The following is an 18847-nucleotide window of genomic DNA, read 5'->3' as shown; positions in this document are numbered from 1 at the left end:
TTTACTACCAAAAAAGGGACTGAAGGAACGGGATTAGGGTTGAGTATTACGCATGATATTTTGAAGGCGCATGGGGGTAGCCTCGAAATCGAATCAGGAACGGAGGGGTCAGTATTTAAAATAATTTTGCCATGCTAAAAAAACGAAATAAACTGATATACATTAGGAGCATTCTTCTAATTCTCATCCTTGGGAATTTTTCGATTTCTCATTCCTATTCCCAAAATTTAAAACCCAATTCAAATTTTTTTGGACAATACACCCTTGAGCATTGGGACATCAACAGCGGGCTACCCTCCGATTTGGTATTGTCTGCCTTCCAATCAAGCGATGGATTTATATGGCTGACAGGTTACACGGGCCTGATTCGGTTTGATGGGGTGACCTTCACTTCTTTTACGACTCGAAATGTCCCCTTATTGGAAAGCGACAACATCAGTGCAGTTACCGAGAGTAGTGACAGCACGCTTTGGATTACAACGGGGAACACCGGTTTATTGAATTATAAGCACGGAGTGTTTCAACAGTTTATACCGAATATCAGATTCAGAGACTTCATCGCAACAACCAAAACGGGCGGATATTTGCTTTCTCAAAATAATGCGTTAACACCATTTATTATTGTTGACACTAATACAGGAGATTTTAAAAATTTAACACTGAATGAACGGGACTCTTTATTTATAAACCAAACTCTTCACATCAATCGCCGAACTGATAGTAAGGGTGGAATCTGAGGAGGCAATCCGACTTCAATCCAGCGTTTCGCAGTCGGAGAGTCACAGCTATTTCCTTTTTCAAATGGTCTCAATGAGAACGGATCGTTATTGGATTTATTTGTTGATAGTCGGGACAGAGTCTGGCTAGCTACCACAAGAGATTTATTCATCAAAGAGGACAGCACCTTTAAGAGGTATGGTACTGACCACCCAATCCCCTTCGGTCGATACGCTGATAAAGCACCAAGACTATTCCTTGAAGACCAGTCCGGTGGAATCTGGATTGCTCACGCCAATGGGCTGTCATATTTGGCTCCTGACGATGATAACTTCTCACATCTTCCTGACAATCATCCACTTCGTGACATTTCCATCACGGATATGATAGAAGACCGAGAAGGAAATATCTGGCTTTCATCATTGAGTGGTTTATATAGATTCAGTAAAGGGAAATTTTCCATTTATTCCATGGAAGAGGGTTTAGGTAGTAGAAATATTCGCGGTGTGTCAACCTTCAAAGATGGAGGATATATTGTTGGCACAGATGAACATCGCCTTTACGAGATTAAAGATGGCGCAGTACTTCCAATTCGTATCCAAGACCCTGAAATACAGGCAAACTTGGTAAACATCTTCATGATTTTAACGGACTCTAAGCAAAATATCTGGGTTGGTGCCAGTATCGGATCAGTCAGGATTTCAATAAATGGAGAAAAAAGATTTAATGAGCAAATTAGATATGTATTTGAAGACTACGAGAATATGATTTGGTTTGGCGTCCCCTTTAAAGGTATTTCCTTTCTAAATGACAATGATGAACTCGAATTCCTAAAATTTCCGAATGTTGATTTCACCGTGGTTTTCATAAGCTCTATACGGAAACTAGCTAACCAAAACTGGCTTGTTACCACATTCGATGATGGAATATTACTGATAGACCCTGATGGCAACCTGGTAATAAATGAGGCTACCGAAGAATTAAAAAATGCCACGGTTTTCACTTCTTATGAGGATGAAGATGGTGTTGTCTGGTTGACAACAAGTTCAGGTTTATACAGGTACAAAAACGAAATACTCACCCGCACCGGGTATGAATCAGGTATGCCGGAAATTTCGGTTTTCAATTTTTTGCCTGATAAGCTTGGTTACGTCTGGTTCCCGACCAACAAAGGCGTCATTAGAGCAAAGAAGCAAGAAATCAATGATTATCTGGATAATAAAACAGAGCAGATTAACTGGCGATTGTTTGATCAAGGGGATGGCATGCGAAGCCGAGCCAGCGTTGGTTCGAGACATTCTGCGATCAGCCCTGAGGGAAAAATCCTTATTCCGACATTCGATGGCCTTCTTGAAATCGACCCTGCAAATCTGTCAAGTAATCCTGTCCCTCCACCTGTGGTTATTCACGGCTTCGGTTGGAACGGCGAATCGCTTAATCTGACCGATCCTCAAAAATTGCCACCCGGCAATCACCGGCTTGTATTTGAATACAGTGCGCTCAGTCTGACCGCACCCGAAAAAGTGGCGTTCAAATTCCGACTTATTGGCTATGACGAGGATTGGATCATTCCATCAGGTGATCGTCGGGCTATCTACACCAATCTACCTTTTGGAGAATATACCTTTCAGGTGATCGCAAGCAACAACGACGGGATTTGGAATGAGGAAGGTGCAAAGCTCAGTTTTACCATCACCCCGCCATGGTGGAGAACTTGGTGGGCGTACGGATTGTATGCATTGCTGCTTGCCATTATATTGTACAGTGCAAATCATTTTCAGCATCAGCGATTGGTCCGCAAAGAACGAGAGCGTGCAAAAGAAAAAGAGCTTGAGCAGGCACGGGAAATTGAGAAAGCATACCGAAATCTGGAAGTTGCCCACACCAATCTGAAATCAGCCCAGGATCAATTAGTCCAACAGGAAAAACTCGCCTCCCTCGGCCAACTCACCGCCGGCATCGCCCACGAGATCAAGAATCCGCTGAATTTTGTGAATAACTTCTCGGAGGTATCGATGGAGATGATTGAGGAGATAAAAGAAGAAAGAGCCAAGAGCCAAGAAACAAGAGACGAGACGTTGGTGGACGAAATCCTGGAAGATATCCAGTCCAATTTAGGAAAAATACATGAACATGGTTCTAGGGCAAATGGCATTGTAACATCTATGCTACAGCATTCCCGTGGAGGTTCCGGTAAAAAAGAACCTACTGATTTGAATGCGCTCATTAAGGAATATGTGAACTTGAGTTTTCATGGGATGCGGGCAGGGAAGAATCCGATCGAGGTTGATATTCAATTGGATTTAGATGATTCCATCGGTAAGATAAACCTGATAGGAGAAGATTTTAGCCGGGTGATTCTAAACCTTTGTAACAATGCGTTTGATGCCCTTAAGTCTTTAAAGACGCAGCACCTTGCGTCTCTCAAAGTGCGCACAAAAAAACTCGATGGTAACATCACCATCGAAATCGAAGATAATGGCCCTGGCATCCCAGACGACATCAAGGACAAAATCCTGCAGCCTTTCTTTACTACCAAAAAAGGGACTGAAGGAACGGGATTAGGGTTGAGTATTACGCATGATATTTTGAAGGCGCATGGGGGGGAGTTGCAGGTTTATTCAAGAGTCGGAGAAGGGACAAGTTTTTTAATCTCTCTTTCAAAAAACACTGTGATATGAAGAGGCTGCTGATATTTCTTTTTGCTTTTGAGGCTTTAGCATTAACCGGTTTTGCCCAAGAAGAGTCAATATTGCTATCCGCTGGTCAATTTCAAACCCACCAACGAATTTTTTTAGCCCCACTTGATGGTTGGCATTTCAAACAAGGCCATGATCCTAATTGGGCAAATCCGGATATAGATTTGAGTGCATGGGAAAGAATGAATCCCACTGCCTTAAATCCTAACATGGAAGATGAAAACGGCCCCGGCATCCCCGCCTCCATCAAAGACAAAATCTTCCAGCCTTTCTTCACCACCAAACCCACCGGACAGGGAACAGGATTGGGTTTATCATTGAGTTATGATATAATGAAAGCCCACGGTGGTTCATTACAAGTAGAAACTGAAGAAGAGAAGGGAAGTATATTTACCATTCAAATTCCTGTATAAGTATGCATATACATAAAATTGTTTTATCATTATTATTTACAACCATCATTGCTTCAAATTTATCAGGTCAAAGCAAATACACCGATAGTTTGAGTATAGAATTGGCGAAAGCAAAAGATGATACGAGCAAAGTATTGATATTGGCCGAATTGGGATACTATCATCGCTACCAAAATTTTGATATTGCCTTCGCTTATAGTCAGGAAGCACTTCAATTAGCCCAAAAGATAAAATTTCTGCGGGGGGAATCCTTGGCCTATCAAATCATGGGCCTTATTAGCCGATATAAAGGAGATTATTCAACAGCATTAAAAAATATGTACAAAAGCCTGCACATTGCTGAGGAAAACAACTACAGGAATGAAATGGCCTTATGTATTATGCGGATAGGAGGTGTTTTCAATGATTTGGGTCAACATGCAAAAGCGGTGCGTTTCTATCATAATGCTATCGGGATTATAGGGACTGACCATCTGGTTAGATCCAATGCGCTCAACTGGCTTAATTTAGGAAATGCATATGAAAGGTTGGACCTGGTAGATTCTGCCTATTATTATGCGAAGTTAGCATATGATAATATGTACCTGATTAGTGACCTAACGGCAGATGTGTGCCGGAATTTGGCGACCCTTGAAATTAAGAAAGGAAACAAGCCTATGGCCTTGCGTTATTTCAAAGAGAGCATTCAGGCTGCTGATTATCTGAAGGATTATTGGGTTGCTTCCTCTACTTATTCAGAAATGGCCAAAATGTACAAGGATGAAGGAAGAGCGGATTCAAGTATTTATTGTGCCCAAATCGGATTGGAATATGCGCAGAAGGGTAGCAATCCGAGGGGGGTTCTTGCTTGTGGAAACCTTTTAGCTGAAATGTTTGAATCCACCAATCCTTCAGAAGCACTGCGGTATTACAAAATAGCTGCAGCAACAAAGGAAGGCACGTTTGGTGCCGGAAATTTACAGGCAATACTAGCTTTGGTAGCACAGGAGGATGCCCGGCAACAGGAAATGGCAGCAGCAAAAGCTGCTTATCAGGCACAGGTGAAGCAGTATGCATTGCTAGTAAGTTTGGGCGTATTCTTACTCATTGCCTTGCTGCTTTACAGGAACAATCTCAACAGAAAAAAAGCGAACACAGTTTTACAGGAACAAAAACAAAAAGTTGAAAGCACTTTACATGAATTAAAATCCACCCAAGCCCAACTCATCCAATCCGAAAAGATGGCCTCGCTTGGAGAACTCACCGCCGGTATCGCCCATGAGATTCAGAATCCGCTGAATTTTGTTAATAATTTTTCGGAAGTAAGTAACGAGCTCATGGATGAGTTGAATGAAGAGTTGGATAAAGGGGACATTCAGGAAGCAAAGATTATTTCAACAGACATCAAGGAAAATCTCTCTAAAATCACCCTCCACGGCAAGCGGGCAGATGCGATAGTGAAGGGAATGCTCGAGCATAGCAAAAGAGGCTCCGGACAGAAAGAACCAACCGACATCAACGCCCTTGCAGATGATTTCCTTCGGATGACCTACCAGTCATTTCTAGCGAAAGATCCCAATTTCAAAGTTGAGTTTCAGACAAATCTGGATCCCGATCTTCCGAAGATTTCAGTCATTCCCCAGGATATCGGCAAGGTCCTGCTCAACTTGTATAGCAATGCTTTCTACGCCTGTGCGGAGCGAAGTCGAAGTGCGGTCGCTGAAAAACCGAACACCTCTGGTTCAGATTATACACCACAAATCAAGGTTTGCACAAAACAACTCCCCCCTGAGAGCCTGTCCCGAGAAATCGGGAGGGGCAAGGGGGGGTATATTGAAATCTCAGTTTCCGACAACGGCCCTGGCATCCCCTCCTCCATCAAAGAAAAAATCTTCCAACCTTTCTTTACCACCAAACCGACAGGTTCGGGAACTGGACTGGGGTTAAGCTTGAGCTATGATATCGTGAAGGCGCATGGAGGGGAGTTGAGGGTGGAGACGAAGGAGGGGGAAGGTTCAACATTCACCATCATCTTGCCAATGACTATATCTTAAAATTTCTTTTATGGAAAAAGATATCTTGAAAAATACTTCCCAGCCCGATTATCAGCATTTGTTGGCAGCTATTTCCAATACTTATGTTTCAGGGCAAGTAAAAGCTACACATGCTGTAAACACCCAATTACTGGAAACCTATTGGGAAATAGGCCGGCATATTGTAGAGTTTGAGCAGGGAGGAATTGCCCGGGCAGAATATGGAAAGGCACTCATAAGCAATTTATCTAAAGACCTTTCTCTCATTCATGGCAAAGGATTCAGTAGGAGTAATGTTGTGTATATGAGACTTTTATACCTTCGATACCCAATAAGTCAGAAGCCTTCTCACCAATTGAGCTGGTCGCATTTTGTGGAACTATTGAAAATAGAAGATGACTTGGAAAGGAAGTTTTATGAAAATCAATCCATAGCTGAAAAATGGTCAATACCACAATTGAAAAGACAAAAAAAATCTGCACTTTTCCAGCGACTAGCACTCAGCAAAAACAAGGAGGAAATTTTGAAGCTTGCCTCGCAGGGTCTTGAAATAGCCAATCCCAGAGATATCTTAAAGGACCCATATGTTTTTGAATTCTTGAAGATCCCGGAAGAACAACTTCCTTCTGAAACTTATGGCATGAATAGCCAGCTATTTGTGAGCAAGTACCAATTGTACCTGCCTGATAGAAATGATTTAATCAAACTTGTCAACAATACGCTTCAAAGAAAAGAGGACGGCAATGAATAATTGTGGAAAAATAGCTGACAAAATCCTGCAACCCTTCTTCACCACCAAACCAACGGGTTCGGGAACTGGATTGAGTTTGAGCTATGATATTGTGAAGGCGCATGGAGGGGAATTGAAAGTGGAAACTCAAGAAGGAGTTGGAAGTACTTTTATGATGTTAATACCAGTCAATAATTCTTAGCTATGAAACAATTTTACGCTCTAATCTTTCTACTTCTTCCGCTGACACTTTTTGGTCAGTCAGAAAGAGTGTTTGTAATCTCAGACACTACTTTTTCAGAGGGTTGGAAGAATTTAACAGAGGACTGGCTTTATCAAAAAGGAGATGATCCAGCTTGGGCCAATCCGGATTTTGATGACGCTTCATGGAACGAAGTCAGTGCTTACAATCTAAACATGCCCGATGGTGAACATGCCATCGCCAACCGCGGTGAAATTGCCTGGTTCAGAAAACGCATTAAAGCGGATGGCAGCTTAACACAGACTATTGTTTTAAATATCAGGCAGCTAGGAGCCTCGGAGGTTTATTTAGAGGGGAAGCTGATTCATGAATTGGGGAAAGTAAGTGCTAACAAAGACGAAATCATTTTTAATAATCCTCTGAGGCAAATTCTTCAATTGCCACTGGAAAAAGGAAAGGAACATGTGTTGGCTGTGCGCTATGTCAACGCACAATATAAGTACCCCCTGTATACGAATACCAATGGGGACATTGGACTTTCAGTTTCAACCCTTAGCAATGCCACATCCACCGATACAATAAAAAATAGACGAATCGCTGGCTTTCAACGGTATATAAAAAACTATCACATCGCTTTAGGCATCGCGCTCTTAATGTTTATCATATTCATATCCTTTTACTTGGTCTTCCCCAATGAAAAAATCAATGGATACTTCGCCATTTCTAATCTTTTTTTGAGTCTGTTTTACACTGGAATAATCTGGTCGAATGGTTATTATGTAGATGAGTTTTGGAATTCCTTCCTATATGCCACCTGTCTTGTATTTTCCTCTTCAATCTTACTGTATTGCTTGTACAGCATTGTGGAGCAGCCCATAGATTTTACCTATAAAGCAGTAACATTTTTAGGTCTTATCGCTATTGGCTGTTACTTTTTATACGACCCTCTTACATTAACCACAGCTTGGGCACTTCTTCTTATGGTGGCCACTATAAGAATAGCTTTAAAATCCTGGAACAAAAATAGAGTGGCTAGTATCTTATTTCTGAGTTCTAGTTTTATTTCAATAGTATTCTGGGCGATAATTATTTTAACCGGTATTGGTGTAATACAGAACGATATTGGTATAACAGATTTTTATATAAACGACTATATTCCTTTTGCCCAAATGCTCAATTCCGTTGGTTTAGCTATTTACTTAGGATACGCCTTTGGCAAGCGAAGTCAGGAATTAAGGCTTAACCTGGACAGGGTACTGAAACTCTCAAAAGAAAAGGAGTCCATTTTATACTCACAAAATGAAACCCTCGAAAAAAAGGTAAAAGAGCGCACCAGAGAACTGAATCAGTCTCTCGAAAACCTCAAATCCACCCAAGCCCAACTCATCCAATCCGAGAAGATGGCATCCCTCGGTGAACTCACTGCTGGTATAGCTCATGAGATTCAGAACCCGCTGAATTTTGTGAATAATTTTTCGGAGGTAAGTGCGGAATTATTGGATGAGATTCAAGACATAAGACGCAAGACACAAGACAAACAAACCGCTAGTGAAGAAGATGAGATCCTAGAGGATATTAAGCAAAACTTAGAAAAGATCAATCATCACGGGAAGCGGGCAGATGCGATCGTGAAAGGCATGCTCGAGCATAGCAAAACAGGTTCTGGTGTCAAAGAACTGACTGACATCAATACCTTGACAAAGGAATATCTGAACCTCGCTTACCAAAGCTTCAAATCCAAAAACAAGGATATTGAAATAGAACTTATCACCGATTTCGACCCGACTCTTCCACAATTGGAACTCGTTAGGCCTGAAATAGGAAAAGTCCTGCTCAATATCCTCAACAATGCTTTTTATGCCTGTTCCAGGAGAGACCTGCAAGGTTTTGAAAACCTGGCAGGTCTTACGCCCCAAGTCACCCTCTCCACCAAAAACCTCGACGACAAAATAGAAATTTCTATAAAAGACAACGGCCCCGGCATCCCCGACTCCATCAAGGACAAAATCTTCCAGCCTTTCTTTACTACCAAGCCAACGGGGCAAGGAACGGGATTGGGATTGTCTTTATCTTATGATATTGTGAAGGCGCATGGAGGGAAGCTATCGGTATCTTCCAAACCGGGAGAAACCATATTTGAGATTGCCTTACCCATTTAAGATAAAATTCAGGCCTTTCCATAAACTCAGCTCCTGATTTATTTTGATATTTATCTCAGAATCAAAATCAGAAATAGAAGCCATTCCAGGAATCTATCTACAGGGATTACAACCTTCACCTCAACTCACAATTGGCGGTCCTGACAGCCTGCAAAATGGGCCGGAGAACAATAGTTCCCAGAGAAGGGATGTTGTCCCTTGCCCATGCTTTTCCTTATTCAGGGAGCGAAAGCTTATCGGTGGGCTTTTGGAAAATCAATGAAAAAGCAGGCAGTCAGATCACTGAAATCTTTTATCAAAAACTGACCGAAGGGAAAGACATCGCTTCGGCTTTGGGAGAAGCAAAAATGTATTACCTACGTTATGCCAATAGGAAGGCTCTGTCCCCTGAGTTTTGGGCTGGAATCATTTTGATCGATGACAATAGCCCGATTTATTTGGAGACTATTATTTCGTGAAAATATTTTTTTTAAGGCTTGGCTATTTTTCTTGCTGCAGAATTGATTTGGAGATATGTATCTGCCCACAAAATGAAAGTTAGGATTCCAGCGGTGGATGGTTGATTCAGCACGATATTCAATTGTAACTGCTTAAACGATCTGCACTGACTCTGTTATTTATTTCGACTCTGAATATTTTATCTGTGGATTGATTTTCCAAGTTCCAGCTTAACACATTTCCGGGTATTTTTTTAAAAACATCGCACAAAAAATGATGACATACATTCTTTATTCCGATGAAGGGTTAATTCCCGATTACAACTCCAATTTTTCCAACAAATCTTCCAAATACATCAAATATGAAACCTTCTAAAATTATCCGTCCCGCCTTCATTTGGACATTATTAGTAGCAGCTTCGATGTTGTGGACCGCCTGTGATCCAAAAGAAAACGATCCTACCCCTCCCTTGCAAACCCAAAAAGATATCGATGTCATCGATTCCAAAATCATCGATTTTATGACAGCCCAAAAAATACCCGGTGCTTCTTTGGCGATCAGCAAAAACGGTAAATTGGTCTATAAAAAAGCCTATGGCAAAGCAGACGTAGAGGGCAACATAGATATGACCACCAAGCACCGCATGCGAGTTGCAAGTGTGTCCAAAACTTTTACAGGTGTAGCTATTATGCGCCTGGTGCAAGCAGGGCAACTCAGTCTTGATGACAGAGTGTTTGGGCAGGGAGGCATCTTAGGATCAGAATTTGGCACCAAAGCCTACAATGACAGGATACTAAATGTGACTGTTAGGCACCTCCTTCAGATGACTACCGGAGGTTGGGTATTGGCCAATGACAGGGATGCGATCGATTTCAATCCTACCATGAACAATATCGCTTTCTTCAATTGGATGATGGATAATGCATTATTAAAACATGACCCTGGAACAAGATATTGGTATGTCAATACCAACTATTTCGTTGCTGCCAGAATCATTGAAAAAGTAACAGGAAAGTCGTTTTACCAGTTTATGAAGGACGATTTTCTTACTCCCTTAGGAATCAATTCGGCTGTATTTGGAAAATCAGCTATGGCCAATCTCCATCCTGATGAAACCAAATATTATGGACAAGGGGGAACCAAGGGATTTGAATATAACCTGAACATAGAGCGAAGGGATGGAGATGGGGGCCTTGTTATAAATGCGAGTGACTTGTTGAAGTTTGTCTTGGCTATTGACGGGAATCCAAGCCGACCTGACATTTTGAATGCCACTACCTATCAACAATTCATTCAGGGTTCAGGGCCTTCTCCATTGAATCCAAACTTTGGTAACGGAATTGTCAAATGGAATACCAGATATTATTTCTATGGGGCACTTCCAGGCACCAGATCTTCTTTTATGACTGAAAGCAACGGTATGGCGGTAGTGCTGATTTTTAACGGCAATGCTGATTACACCAACGGTCCCGTTTATAACATATTTGCACAGGCACATCAAGCCCTATTGGTTGATTTGTTGAACAACAACCTCAACGCCTATCAGGATATTGACCAGTTCTAAGTATTAAGGGTTATTTTTTTTAATGGAGTGTAATTTGGCTTAGCCAAAGAAATTTGGCTAAGTTTTTTTGATGACAATTTAATAATGTATTCGATGTATGGTTAGAATCTAAAAAAGAACATAATGAAATATCCATCAAAATTATTTGCCTTTCTGTTTCTTATCCTTATCTCAGTTTCATGCACTGAAACTGAAGAACCGAACGATGACTTGCTAAACGCAAAAGTTTTCAGAGTGCCTTTCGAGGGGATTATCCCTCTATTGGCAAATAATGACGGTACTTTTAATATTTCCAATGCAAGGTTTGAAGCCGGCTTTCCCGAAAGAGCAAATGTCAACGGCTATGAAATCAAAATAGTGAAGGAAGATGGGACTTTCGGTAGTACCAATGTAAGAAGGGCCAACCAGTTGGAAAAAAGAGGTGACAAACTATTCTTCGTAGTAATGATAGGTACACCCTATGCAGGCATTGGGGTTTCTTCCACAGTAAAAGACCAAATGTTTCAAACCTTTCAAACACAGTTGCAAAATGCAAAACCAAATTATAAAGCGATAGAAGTGACAGTACTTGAAAATTGATGATCGAAAATCAAATATACATCTGGGTCAAAGCAGAAAATTGATTTTCTGGCAAAGTGATTTTAGGATAAAAGGCATTTAATTGTATATTTCTGTAAGCGTCTTAATCATGCAGGAATATACTTTTAGAAAATACTCCCAGGAAGAAATAATAAAAGGAATTAAATCCAATAATTCCGAGATAATCCGGCAAATCTACCAAACAGAATTCAAAAAAACAGAGCAGTTTATTCTGGCGAACAACGGAAACCAGGAAGATGCGAAAGATATTTATCAAGAAGCCTTTGTAGCTGTTTGGAACAATGTTCGGTCTGGGAAATTTACACCGGATAATGGAACTGCAATCAACGGTTATCTCTATCAGATTGCCAAAAATAAATGGTTGGATAAGCTCCGCTCATTAAAAAACAAAACAAAAACTGTACTACTTGACAATATACCGGACAGGTCAGAGGATAACGATCCGGATCTAGAAGCAAATCATGAGTGGGTGACGATGGCCTTTCAGAATCTAGGAGATAACTGCAAAGAAATCCTCAAAAGGTTCTACTACCAAAAGGAAAGCATGGAACAAATTGCTGACTCCTTTAACTGGACCCCTGCAACAGCCAGAAACAATAAATACAGGTGTATCCAACGCCTAAAAGAAAAATGGAAAACTAAAACCGAGACAGGAAATTGAAAAACCCAAATTATATACCGCAAGAAGAGTTTGAAAGGATAGAGGAATATATCCTGGGTAATGTAAGTCCCGAGGAAATCGACGCTTTCGAATCAGAGATGAAAAAAAATGCTGATCTGAGGCAAAAATACCTTGAAGTAAAAAAGATTATTTCGGGTATCGAGGAAGTAGCTCTTCGTAACAATCTGGAAATTTTCCATCAGGAAATAGATACTGAAAACCAAATCATTTCACCAAACAGAAGCATAAACTTTTGGCCTTGGGTTGCAGCAGCTGCTATTGCACTGTGCATTGCCACTGCTGTTTGGGTCTTATATCCTCAGCAATCAGACGCTAGAAGTCTCTTTGCTCAATATTATCAAGAAGACCCGGGATTGGTGACTGCCATGAGTTCAGAGACAAATTATGAATTTGACAGGGCGATGGTGGACTATAAATCAGCAAATTATAAGGAGGCCATTGGGCGATGGGAAAAATTGATCCAGGTAAGACCCGAAAACGACACCATACAATATTTTCTGGGAGCTTCCCATTTGGCACTCAAAAACGCTGATCCAGCCATTACTTATTTTGAGGCTGTGGCGAATAATGAAATATCTTTCTTCCAAAAAGATGCTATTTGGTATTTGGGCTTGGCTTATATCCTTGAAGGAAAAAATGATCAAGCAGTAGAAGTCTTGGAACAAAGCCAAGATTACCGGGCAATTGAATTGTTGAAAGAACTAACGGTGAAGTGAAAAAGACAGCTTTCTTAAGTTTCTTATGGATTATTTTGCCTATTCTACTATTTGGGCAAACTGTCGATGAGCGATTGGCTGAAGTCCAAAAAGCGATCAATAAGGACAAGTTGGACAGTGCAGTTATTTTATTCGATACCCATACAAGCTATTATATTGGAAATTATGATTTTTTAAATCTAAGCTATTTTGTACCCATGGCAGGATTTATTGGCAACAAACAAAATGACATGGAATTTGGGATGGCCAGGGTCCGGTTTTGGTTGGATTTTCTCGGTAAAAAAAGTCAGGATCCAAGAGTTTTGAGACAGGCCCATTTGGAGTCACATCGGTATTTTATGTTTGCAGGAAAGATTCAAATGGCTTATGATGCCAATAAAAAAGCCTTGGCTCTTACCTACCAAATCCCTGAACATACCCCTTCAGAATGGGCGATCATTGAGCGAAATCTTGGAGTTATTGCCACTAGACTGAATGATTTTGGACTAGCCCGATCTCATACCCTCAAGGCCTTAGAGGGCTTTGATAATGATCCAAATACCAGTTCTGAGAGCCGCTTCAATATCCTCAATGATTTGGGTGTCTCCTATTGGTATGCCTCCATGTGGGATTCTGCGGAATATTACTGGAAAGAGGGTATTGCTTATTTGGACCGAATGGAGGACAATCCTACCAACCGATTGTACCGAAAGGCAATGATAGAAGGGAATCTTGCAGCCGTGTATGACGTGAAAGGCAAGCTTGATGAAAGTGTTAAAATGGTCAAGTCATCCATCGCGAACAGTAAAGCCTTTGCCGAACAGGCAATTGATGATCCCAAGCGGGATCGTGCGATGTTTTCCATTTTTTACAGTTCGATGAACCTGGGAATCACCTATAAAAGTATGGGGAACTATCTCCAAGCCCTTCAAATCCATGAATATACGCTAAAGGAGAAAGAGAAGTATTTCCCGGCGGGACACCCTGAAATCACAGAAAGTCTTATCATGGTGGGTCAGGTCCATAATTATTTAATGAATTATGGCGAAGCAAAAAACTACCTGTTTCGGGCCATTGATGATCTCAATGCAACAGAAGAAAAATTCCCCTTGCGTTTGGCAAATATTTATTACACGCTCGCATTAATTTCAGAAGGGGAAAATAATATTGATGCCGCAAAAGCTTATTATCATACTTCTTTGGCTTATTTTCAACAGACCAATAAAGAGTCCTTGGATTTTGTATACCTGGGTTTTTTGGGTCATGCCGCTGATTTTTTTTCACTTCACGGTGAGCCAAAAATAGCGCAACAATTGTCAAATATTGGATATGAATACACCAAAAAAACCAATGGAATCAAATCACTTCCAGGTTTTCATCAGGTAATCAACAAAAGTCGTGTATCCTATAATTTGGGGAATTTTTCTTCGGCAAAGTCAGAGGCGGAGGACGGAATCGGAATTCTTGAAAATCTTTTGGTTTCTGTAACCAATCTTACAGATTCAGTAAGAATTGAGTACGAAAAACCAATGGCATTTTTGCTTAAGTGGAAGTCAGATTACAAAATCACAAAAGAACGTTCCATTCCTTACCTGGAATCAATGTTGGATGAATTGCAACAGGGAATTCAACTTTTAGGAAAAAGAAAAGCAATGCTTTCCGACAGTAAGGATTTGGGCGTATTGCTTTCCCAAAATCAGGAACTCATCAATTTTATAAAGCAGATTGAATTGGAGCTATATGATAAGACAGGAGAAGAAAAATACTTGCTTCAATTGATCGCAACGCATGAATCAAGCATGTATGCTAAAATCAGAGCCCAACTCAACCAACAAAGACAGGTCAAATTCAGTGGGATACCGGTATCCATCATAGAGGAAGAGTCAATGATCAGGGATAAATTGGGATATATCCTTTCTGAGGGAGGGGATATGGAGGAATTCATCGAAGCTTCCGCAAAATGGGAAAATCATTTGAAAATGCTCAAATCAGATTTTCCTGACTATTACCATTCCAGGTATGGGGATATTCATGAAAGAGAGTTGGCATTTCCGAAGGAAAGGCAAATTGTCCGATATCTTTTCATAGGGGAGAATCTCAAAGCCATTGTGATCAAAAATGGTAAAAAGGAACTTTATTCATTGGATTTCAATCCAGAATTGGTCAAAAAACTACCTTCCCTTTGGCAGGACCAAAAAGCCTTAGGTGCCGTTACTTTCCAACTTTATCAGCAGCTTTGGCAACCATTTGGCGGCAACTTGAATGAATCCAGTGTATTGATCATACCCGATGGCATGCTGTTCAATTTGAGCTTCGATTTATTGACCCAAAAAGAAATCAAAACTTATGAAGAGTTCCTCTTGCACAGCTTGCTTGTCAAACATGATATCTCTTACCAGTTTAGTATGTGGTTGGGTTTTACAAAAAGTTCGAAAGAAATGCGTGGCAACTATATTGCATTTACTCCTGGTTTTTTGGATCGGATGAAAGAAAATTACCTCAAATCGGTAAACGATTCTTTCAATTTGGACAAGGCCTATCTTTCTCTTTTGCCTCAGCCATTTACTATAAACCTGGCAATTAAAGTTGCAAAAACATTAGGAGGTAACATCTTTGCCTTTGAAGAATCCACCGCTGTTGCATTCCGTGAAAAAGCTGCCAAAAACAAAATCATCCATATCGGCACCCATGCGGAATCCAACAATATAAGCCCGGTTTTTTCCAAACTTATTTTTGCCAAAAATGGGGATCTCTTGGAAGAAGACAATGCCTTATATGCCTACCAGATTTACAACACCAACATGCAGTCTAACCTTACTTTACTTACTGCATGCGAAACAGGAAAACCGGTCTATCAGCCCGGTGAAGGAATGGTATCACTATCCCATGCATTCCAATATGCCGGTTCCGAAAGTCTCTTGACCAGTCTTTGGAAAGTGGATGAAAAATCCAGTATGGAAATAACCGGTTATTTTCTAGAGTTCTTATCCGAAGGAATGGCAAAGGATAAAGCATTGAAGGAAGCCAAATTAAAATACCTTTCCACAGCAAAAGGACGGACACTTTCCCCCCAATATTGGGCAGGATTGGTGTTGATCGGAGATACTGAGCCCATACCTGATTTGGGGAGAAACCTCAACTGGATATACTTGATATTGGGATTATTTCTTTTATTAATCTTCATTGTACTGTTTAAGAAAAAAAGAGGTCAAAATCTGTAATTTTTTTTGATGACATTTTTTAAGGGTTTGGATGGATAGGTGTTACACCTAACCTCTTTATCATGAAATTAAATTCTACCCTCATTTTGCTGCTTTCTATTTTTCTGGCTGTCAGTTCTTGCAAAGAAATCGAGACACCTAACAATGATCCGGTCAATAATGATCCTGTTCCGGTTAATGTACCGACAGCCGAAATTTCAATTGAAATTCCTGAGGGTACTACTCTAAACCTTAACGGGATGAAAGTGGTGGCAAATACCTTCAGTTTTCCGGTTGGTGATTCAGGTAAATCAAAAATCGCTTTTCAGCCCGGTCAACCTCAGATGGCATTTCTGATGGATGCGCAGGACAGGGTGATTTTTTCAGGATTTATCAGTGATGCCAACAAAAAACTTTCTGTTGCCTCCACTGCAGAGGTTTTGATTTATTTCCGTTCAGGTGCTTTTATCCTACCATTTGGATTTAGGGAAAAGTATATAGCTGAAATATCAACCGTCAAGGAATTTGATGCATTGATAGGGAAGCTGGAGGCCCTCTTCAAACAAAACCCTATTAATTTCTCATCGGGAATATACCTTCCTTTGCTCGATGAATTCCTCGCAAAATTAATCCCGAAAAATGATCCTTTGGACATCAAGGCCAGACAGATCAACTTTGATCCAAACGGGGTAAGGAGCGGGATTCAGGTAATGGACAATAACTTTCAATCTGTAATACTGAGAAATTCTTACAGAAGACGGGCGCATGCCTTTGTTTACAAGTCTTCATTTAAGGATAAAGACGGGAATGAAACAATACTCAAAAGCAGTTTTGAAGGGAGCGATCCAGCTGATGGACAACAAGCTGTTAATTCTCCAACGGCATTGGATGGGTTTCTAGGGACGCTCGCCGTTGGGCTTGCCGGTCAAGGAGCGAGGTTTATTTATGAGGATTCTCCTCCGATCAATATCCCACTTGCTGCAAATGAGTCTGAGGCGAAATATAAAGTAAGGGTAATCGGTGCCTCTCCGGGAGTCAGTTGGCTCGGCAGAGAGCACACAGATGCTGAAAAAGCAAAGTGGGAAGACCTGATGATCGAGACCCTCTTCATGGATATGGTTATCCCTCTGATGTCGGAGGCATTTGCTGCTGCCGGAGATATGGCCACCGAGGAAAATGCCAAAACCATTGCCGCTGCTGTCAAGAAAGTGGTGGATTTTACTCCATTTATCAAAGAACTTTCGGAAACAAAAGACCTCACCAAATTTGTGTCCGATGTCTTGGACTACTTTATCAGCGACAAAGTCAGCGGTGATTTTCAAGAGGTTTTGGCTGATCTTCTTGCCCAAAATGCCATGAAAAAATCCTCTTGGGATGTGGACCTCAATAAGGAATACAGAGCGGAAATGAAAAAAGCAAGATTTTTAAAATTGCTTCAATACATCGATTTGGCAATCAAAGGAGCTGATTTTGTCAAGATGATCGGTGAGATTTCCCTTTCTTCTCCTTTGGAAATATTCGAGGTGATAGCCAAAGACCACGACATCGTCTTAAGTCCCATGGAAGCCTCTGTCACTAATTTTGCAGCGGAGGAACTGACCGTACAAACAAAAACTGAACTTGGAGATGGCCAGGCATTCCTATATAAATGGTCCACTTCAGGCAAATATGGACACTTAAGGGATAACCTGGGAAATAAAGGAACTGAAATTGAAAGCGGCCAAAAGACCATTTCCTACAAAGCAGAAACCTCCTCAGCCAATTTACCGGACAATGCCGTAGAGACAGTGACCGTAATCGCCTATGTCAAGCAGGGAGTAAACCTTACTAAAATCGGGGAAGCCAAGGCGACCATAGCCGTCAAGCCTGCTAGGCTGGAGATCAAACCCAAGAATGTAACCCTTAGTGGTAAGGATAAACAAAAAGTAAAGCTATATGTGGAATGGGCCAATGGGGATGAATTTTACAAAGCAAATGATCCAACTTTTGATTATAAGTTTGAATGGTCTACCGGGGCAAAGTATGGGAACTTTGTAGGTGGTGTGAGCAGTGCAATAACACATGTTCCTAGTATCACCTATCAGGCATTGGATGAAGAGGTAAAAAATGCAGTTGAGAACATCAAATTAAAAGCATATATAAAATCAAAAGATTCCGAGGTTTGGATCCGATATGATGACATTGAAGGAACTGTCCTCATAGATAATGATGAGTTAAAAAAGGTGATTTATGTTACCCTTACCCCAAGACCATGGGGTCCGACAGAATCAGGAGTCTATACCAATTGTGGTGCCTCTACCTTATTCCTGATTCCACCGCAGGAAAATGCTGTAAGTTATACCGCTACGATTATTTCCTTCTCTCCAAGGCTTAATCCCCATCCGGAAGGCACTACAAGGACCTGGCTCGAGAATCCCGATTTATTGAAGGATGGGTTTTATGAGTTTGCGGAAAGATCCGCAGGAGCAGCAAGCACCCCAACCTGGTTATTTAATTCCAGTTCCTGTGCCCCTTGGATTGCCAATGCCAATTCAAGAAAAGGAATTGCCAAGGTCGTAATAACACTTAAAAAATAAGCCGATTTACCCTTTTTTGATCATGCCCGGAGGAATGGATTCTTCCGGGCTTTTTTTAGCTGCAAAAAATAGCCGATGTGGTCCCCGAACAAAATCAGGTAATTTTAAAAGACGTGGGTATCAATTTCAATTTCGGCACTAACCCACCAACAATAGCCGG

General features: G+C 41.0%; 14 protein-coding genes and 1 pseudogene. All 15 read left to right on the top strand.

The window, feature by feature from the left end; all coding sequences use genetic code 11:
• Positions 1 to 39 precede the first annotated feature (39 nt).
• The 15 genes and pseudogenes from ACK4HU_RS06970 to ACK4HU_RS06900 all read left to right on the top strand — a co-directional run bounded on the left by ACK4HU_RS06970 (position 40) and on the right by ACK4HU_RS06900 (position 18687).
• The gene (locus tag ACK4HU_RS06970; protein WP_409804739.1) at positions 40 to 138 is read left to right on the top strand and encodes a hypothetical protein; all 99 of its coding nucleotides are present in this window, start codon (positions 40 to 42) and stop codon (positions 136 to 138) included.
• Positions 132 to 737 carry a hypothetical protein gene (locus ACK4HU_RS06965; RefSeq protein WP_409804728.1) on the top strand — a complete coding sequence of 202 codons (606 nt, stop codon included), beginning with the start codon at positions 132 to 134 and terminating at the stop codon, positions 735 to 737. Before ACK4HU_RS06970 ends, ACK4HU_RS06965 begins: the two co-directional genes overlap by 7 nt.
• A gap of 90 nt (positions 738 to 827) precedes the next feature.
• Complete coding sequence (locus tag ACK4HU_RS06960; protein ID WP_409804725.1) at positions 828 to 3398, top strand: ATP-binding protein; 2571 nt, start codon at positions 828 to 830, stop codon at positions 3396 to 3398.
• A gap of 236 nt (positions 3399 to 3634) precedes the next feature.
• Positions 3635 to 3829 (top strand): annotated as a pseudogene (locus ACK4HU_RS06955) (sensor histidine kinase); the annotation flags it as partial.
• A gap of 2 nt (positions 3830 to 3831) precedes the next feature.
• Positions 3832 to 5862, top strand: a complete 2031-nt coding sequence (locus ACK4HU_RS06950; RefSeq protein ID WP_409804723.1) for an ATP-binding protein — start codon at positions 3832 to 3834, stop codon at positions 5860 to 5862.
• Between the two features lie 10 nt (positions 5863 to 5872).
• Positions 5873 to 6592 (top strand): DUF1016 N-terminal domain-containing protein, encoded by a 720-nt coding sequence (locus ACK4HU_RS06945; RefSeq protein ID WP_409804721.1) that lies wholly within the window; start codon positions 5873 to 5875, stop codon positions 6590 to 6592.
• Complete coding sequence (locus ACK4HU_RS06940) at positions 6585 to 6773, top strand: ATP-binding protein (protein WP_409804719.1); 189 nt, start codon at positions 6585 to 6587, stop codon at positions 6771 to 6773. Before ACK4HU_RS06945 ends, ACK4HU_RS06940 begins: the two co-directional genes overlap by 8 nt.
• 2 nt (positions 6774 to 6775) lie before the next feature.
• Positions 6776 to 8932 (top strand): ATP-binding protein, encoded by a 2157-nt coding sequence (locus ACK4HU_RS06935; protein WP_409804716.1) that lies wholly within the window; start codon positions 6776 to 6778, stop codon positions 8930 to 8932.
• A 95-nt stretch (positions 8933 to 9027) separates the two neighbouring features.
• Positions 9028 to 9390, top strand: a complete 363-nt coding sequence (locus tag ACK4HU_RS06930) for a CHAT domain-containing protein (RefSeq protein ID WP_409804736.1) — start codon at positions 9028 to 9030, stop codon at positions 9388 to 9390.
• A gap of 341 nt (positions 9391 to 9731) precedes the next feature.
• Positions 9732 to 10934: a serine hydrolase domain-containing protein gene (locus ACK4HU_RS06925; protein WP_409804714.1), complete on the top strand. Its 1203-nt coding sequence runs from the start codon at positions 9732 to 9734 to the stop codon at positions 10932 to 10934.
• 123 nt (positions 10935 to 11057) lie between these two features.
• On the top strand, positions 11058 to 11513 hold the full coding sequence (locus ACK4HU_RS06920) for a hypothetical protein (RefSeq protein WP_409804711.1): 456 nt from the start codon (positions 11058 to 11060) through the stop codon (positions 11511 to 11513).
• A gap of 109 nt (positions 11514 to 11622) precedes the next feature.
• Positions 11623 to 12195 carry an RNA polymerase sigma factor gene (locus tag ACK4HU_RS06915; RefSeq protein WP_409804709.1) on the top strand — a complete coding sequence of 191 codons (573 nt, stop codon included), beginning with the start codon at positions 11623 to 11625 and terminating at the stop codon, positions 12193 to 12195.
• The gene (locus ACK4HU_RS06910) at positions 12192 to 12932 is read left to right on the top strand and encodes a tetratricopeptide repeat protein (RefSeq protein WP_409804706.1); all 741 of its coding nucleotides are present in this window, start codon (positions 12192 to 12194) and stop codon (positions 12930 to 12932) included. The genes ACK4HU_RS06915 and ACK4HU_RS06910 overlap by 4 nt, the downstream gene beginning before the upstream one ends.
• Complete coding sequence (locus tag ACK4HU_RS06905; RefSeq protein ID WP_409804703.1) at positions 12929 to 16132, top strand: CHAT domain-containing protein; 3204 nt, start codon at positions 12929 to 12931, stop codon at positions 16130 to 16132. The genes ACK4HU_RS06910 and ACK4HU_RS06905 overlap by 4 nt, the downstream gene beginning before the upstream one ends.
• A gap of 62 nt (positions 16133 to 16194) precedes the next feature.
• A complete protein-coding gene (locus tag ACK4HU_RS06900; RefSeq protein WP_409804701.1) occupies positions 16195 to 18687 on the top strand; it encodes a hypothetical protein in 2493 nt (830 codons plus the stop codon).
• Positions 18688 to 18847 lie beyond the last annotated feature (160 nt).

Source organism: Algoriphagus sp. (assembly GCF_046296635.1).
Taxonomy (GTDB): domain Bacteria; phylum Bacteroidota; class Bacteroidia; order Cytophagales; family Cyclobacteriaceae; genus Algoriphagus.
This window is presented reverse-complemented; position numbering and strand designations above follow the sequence as displayed.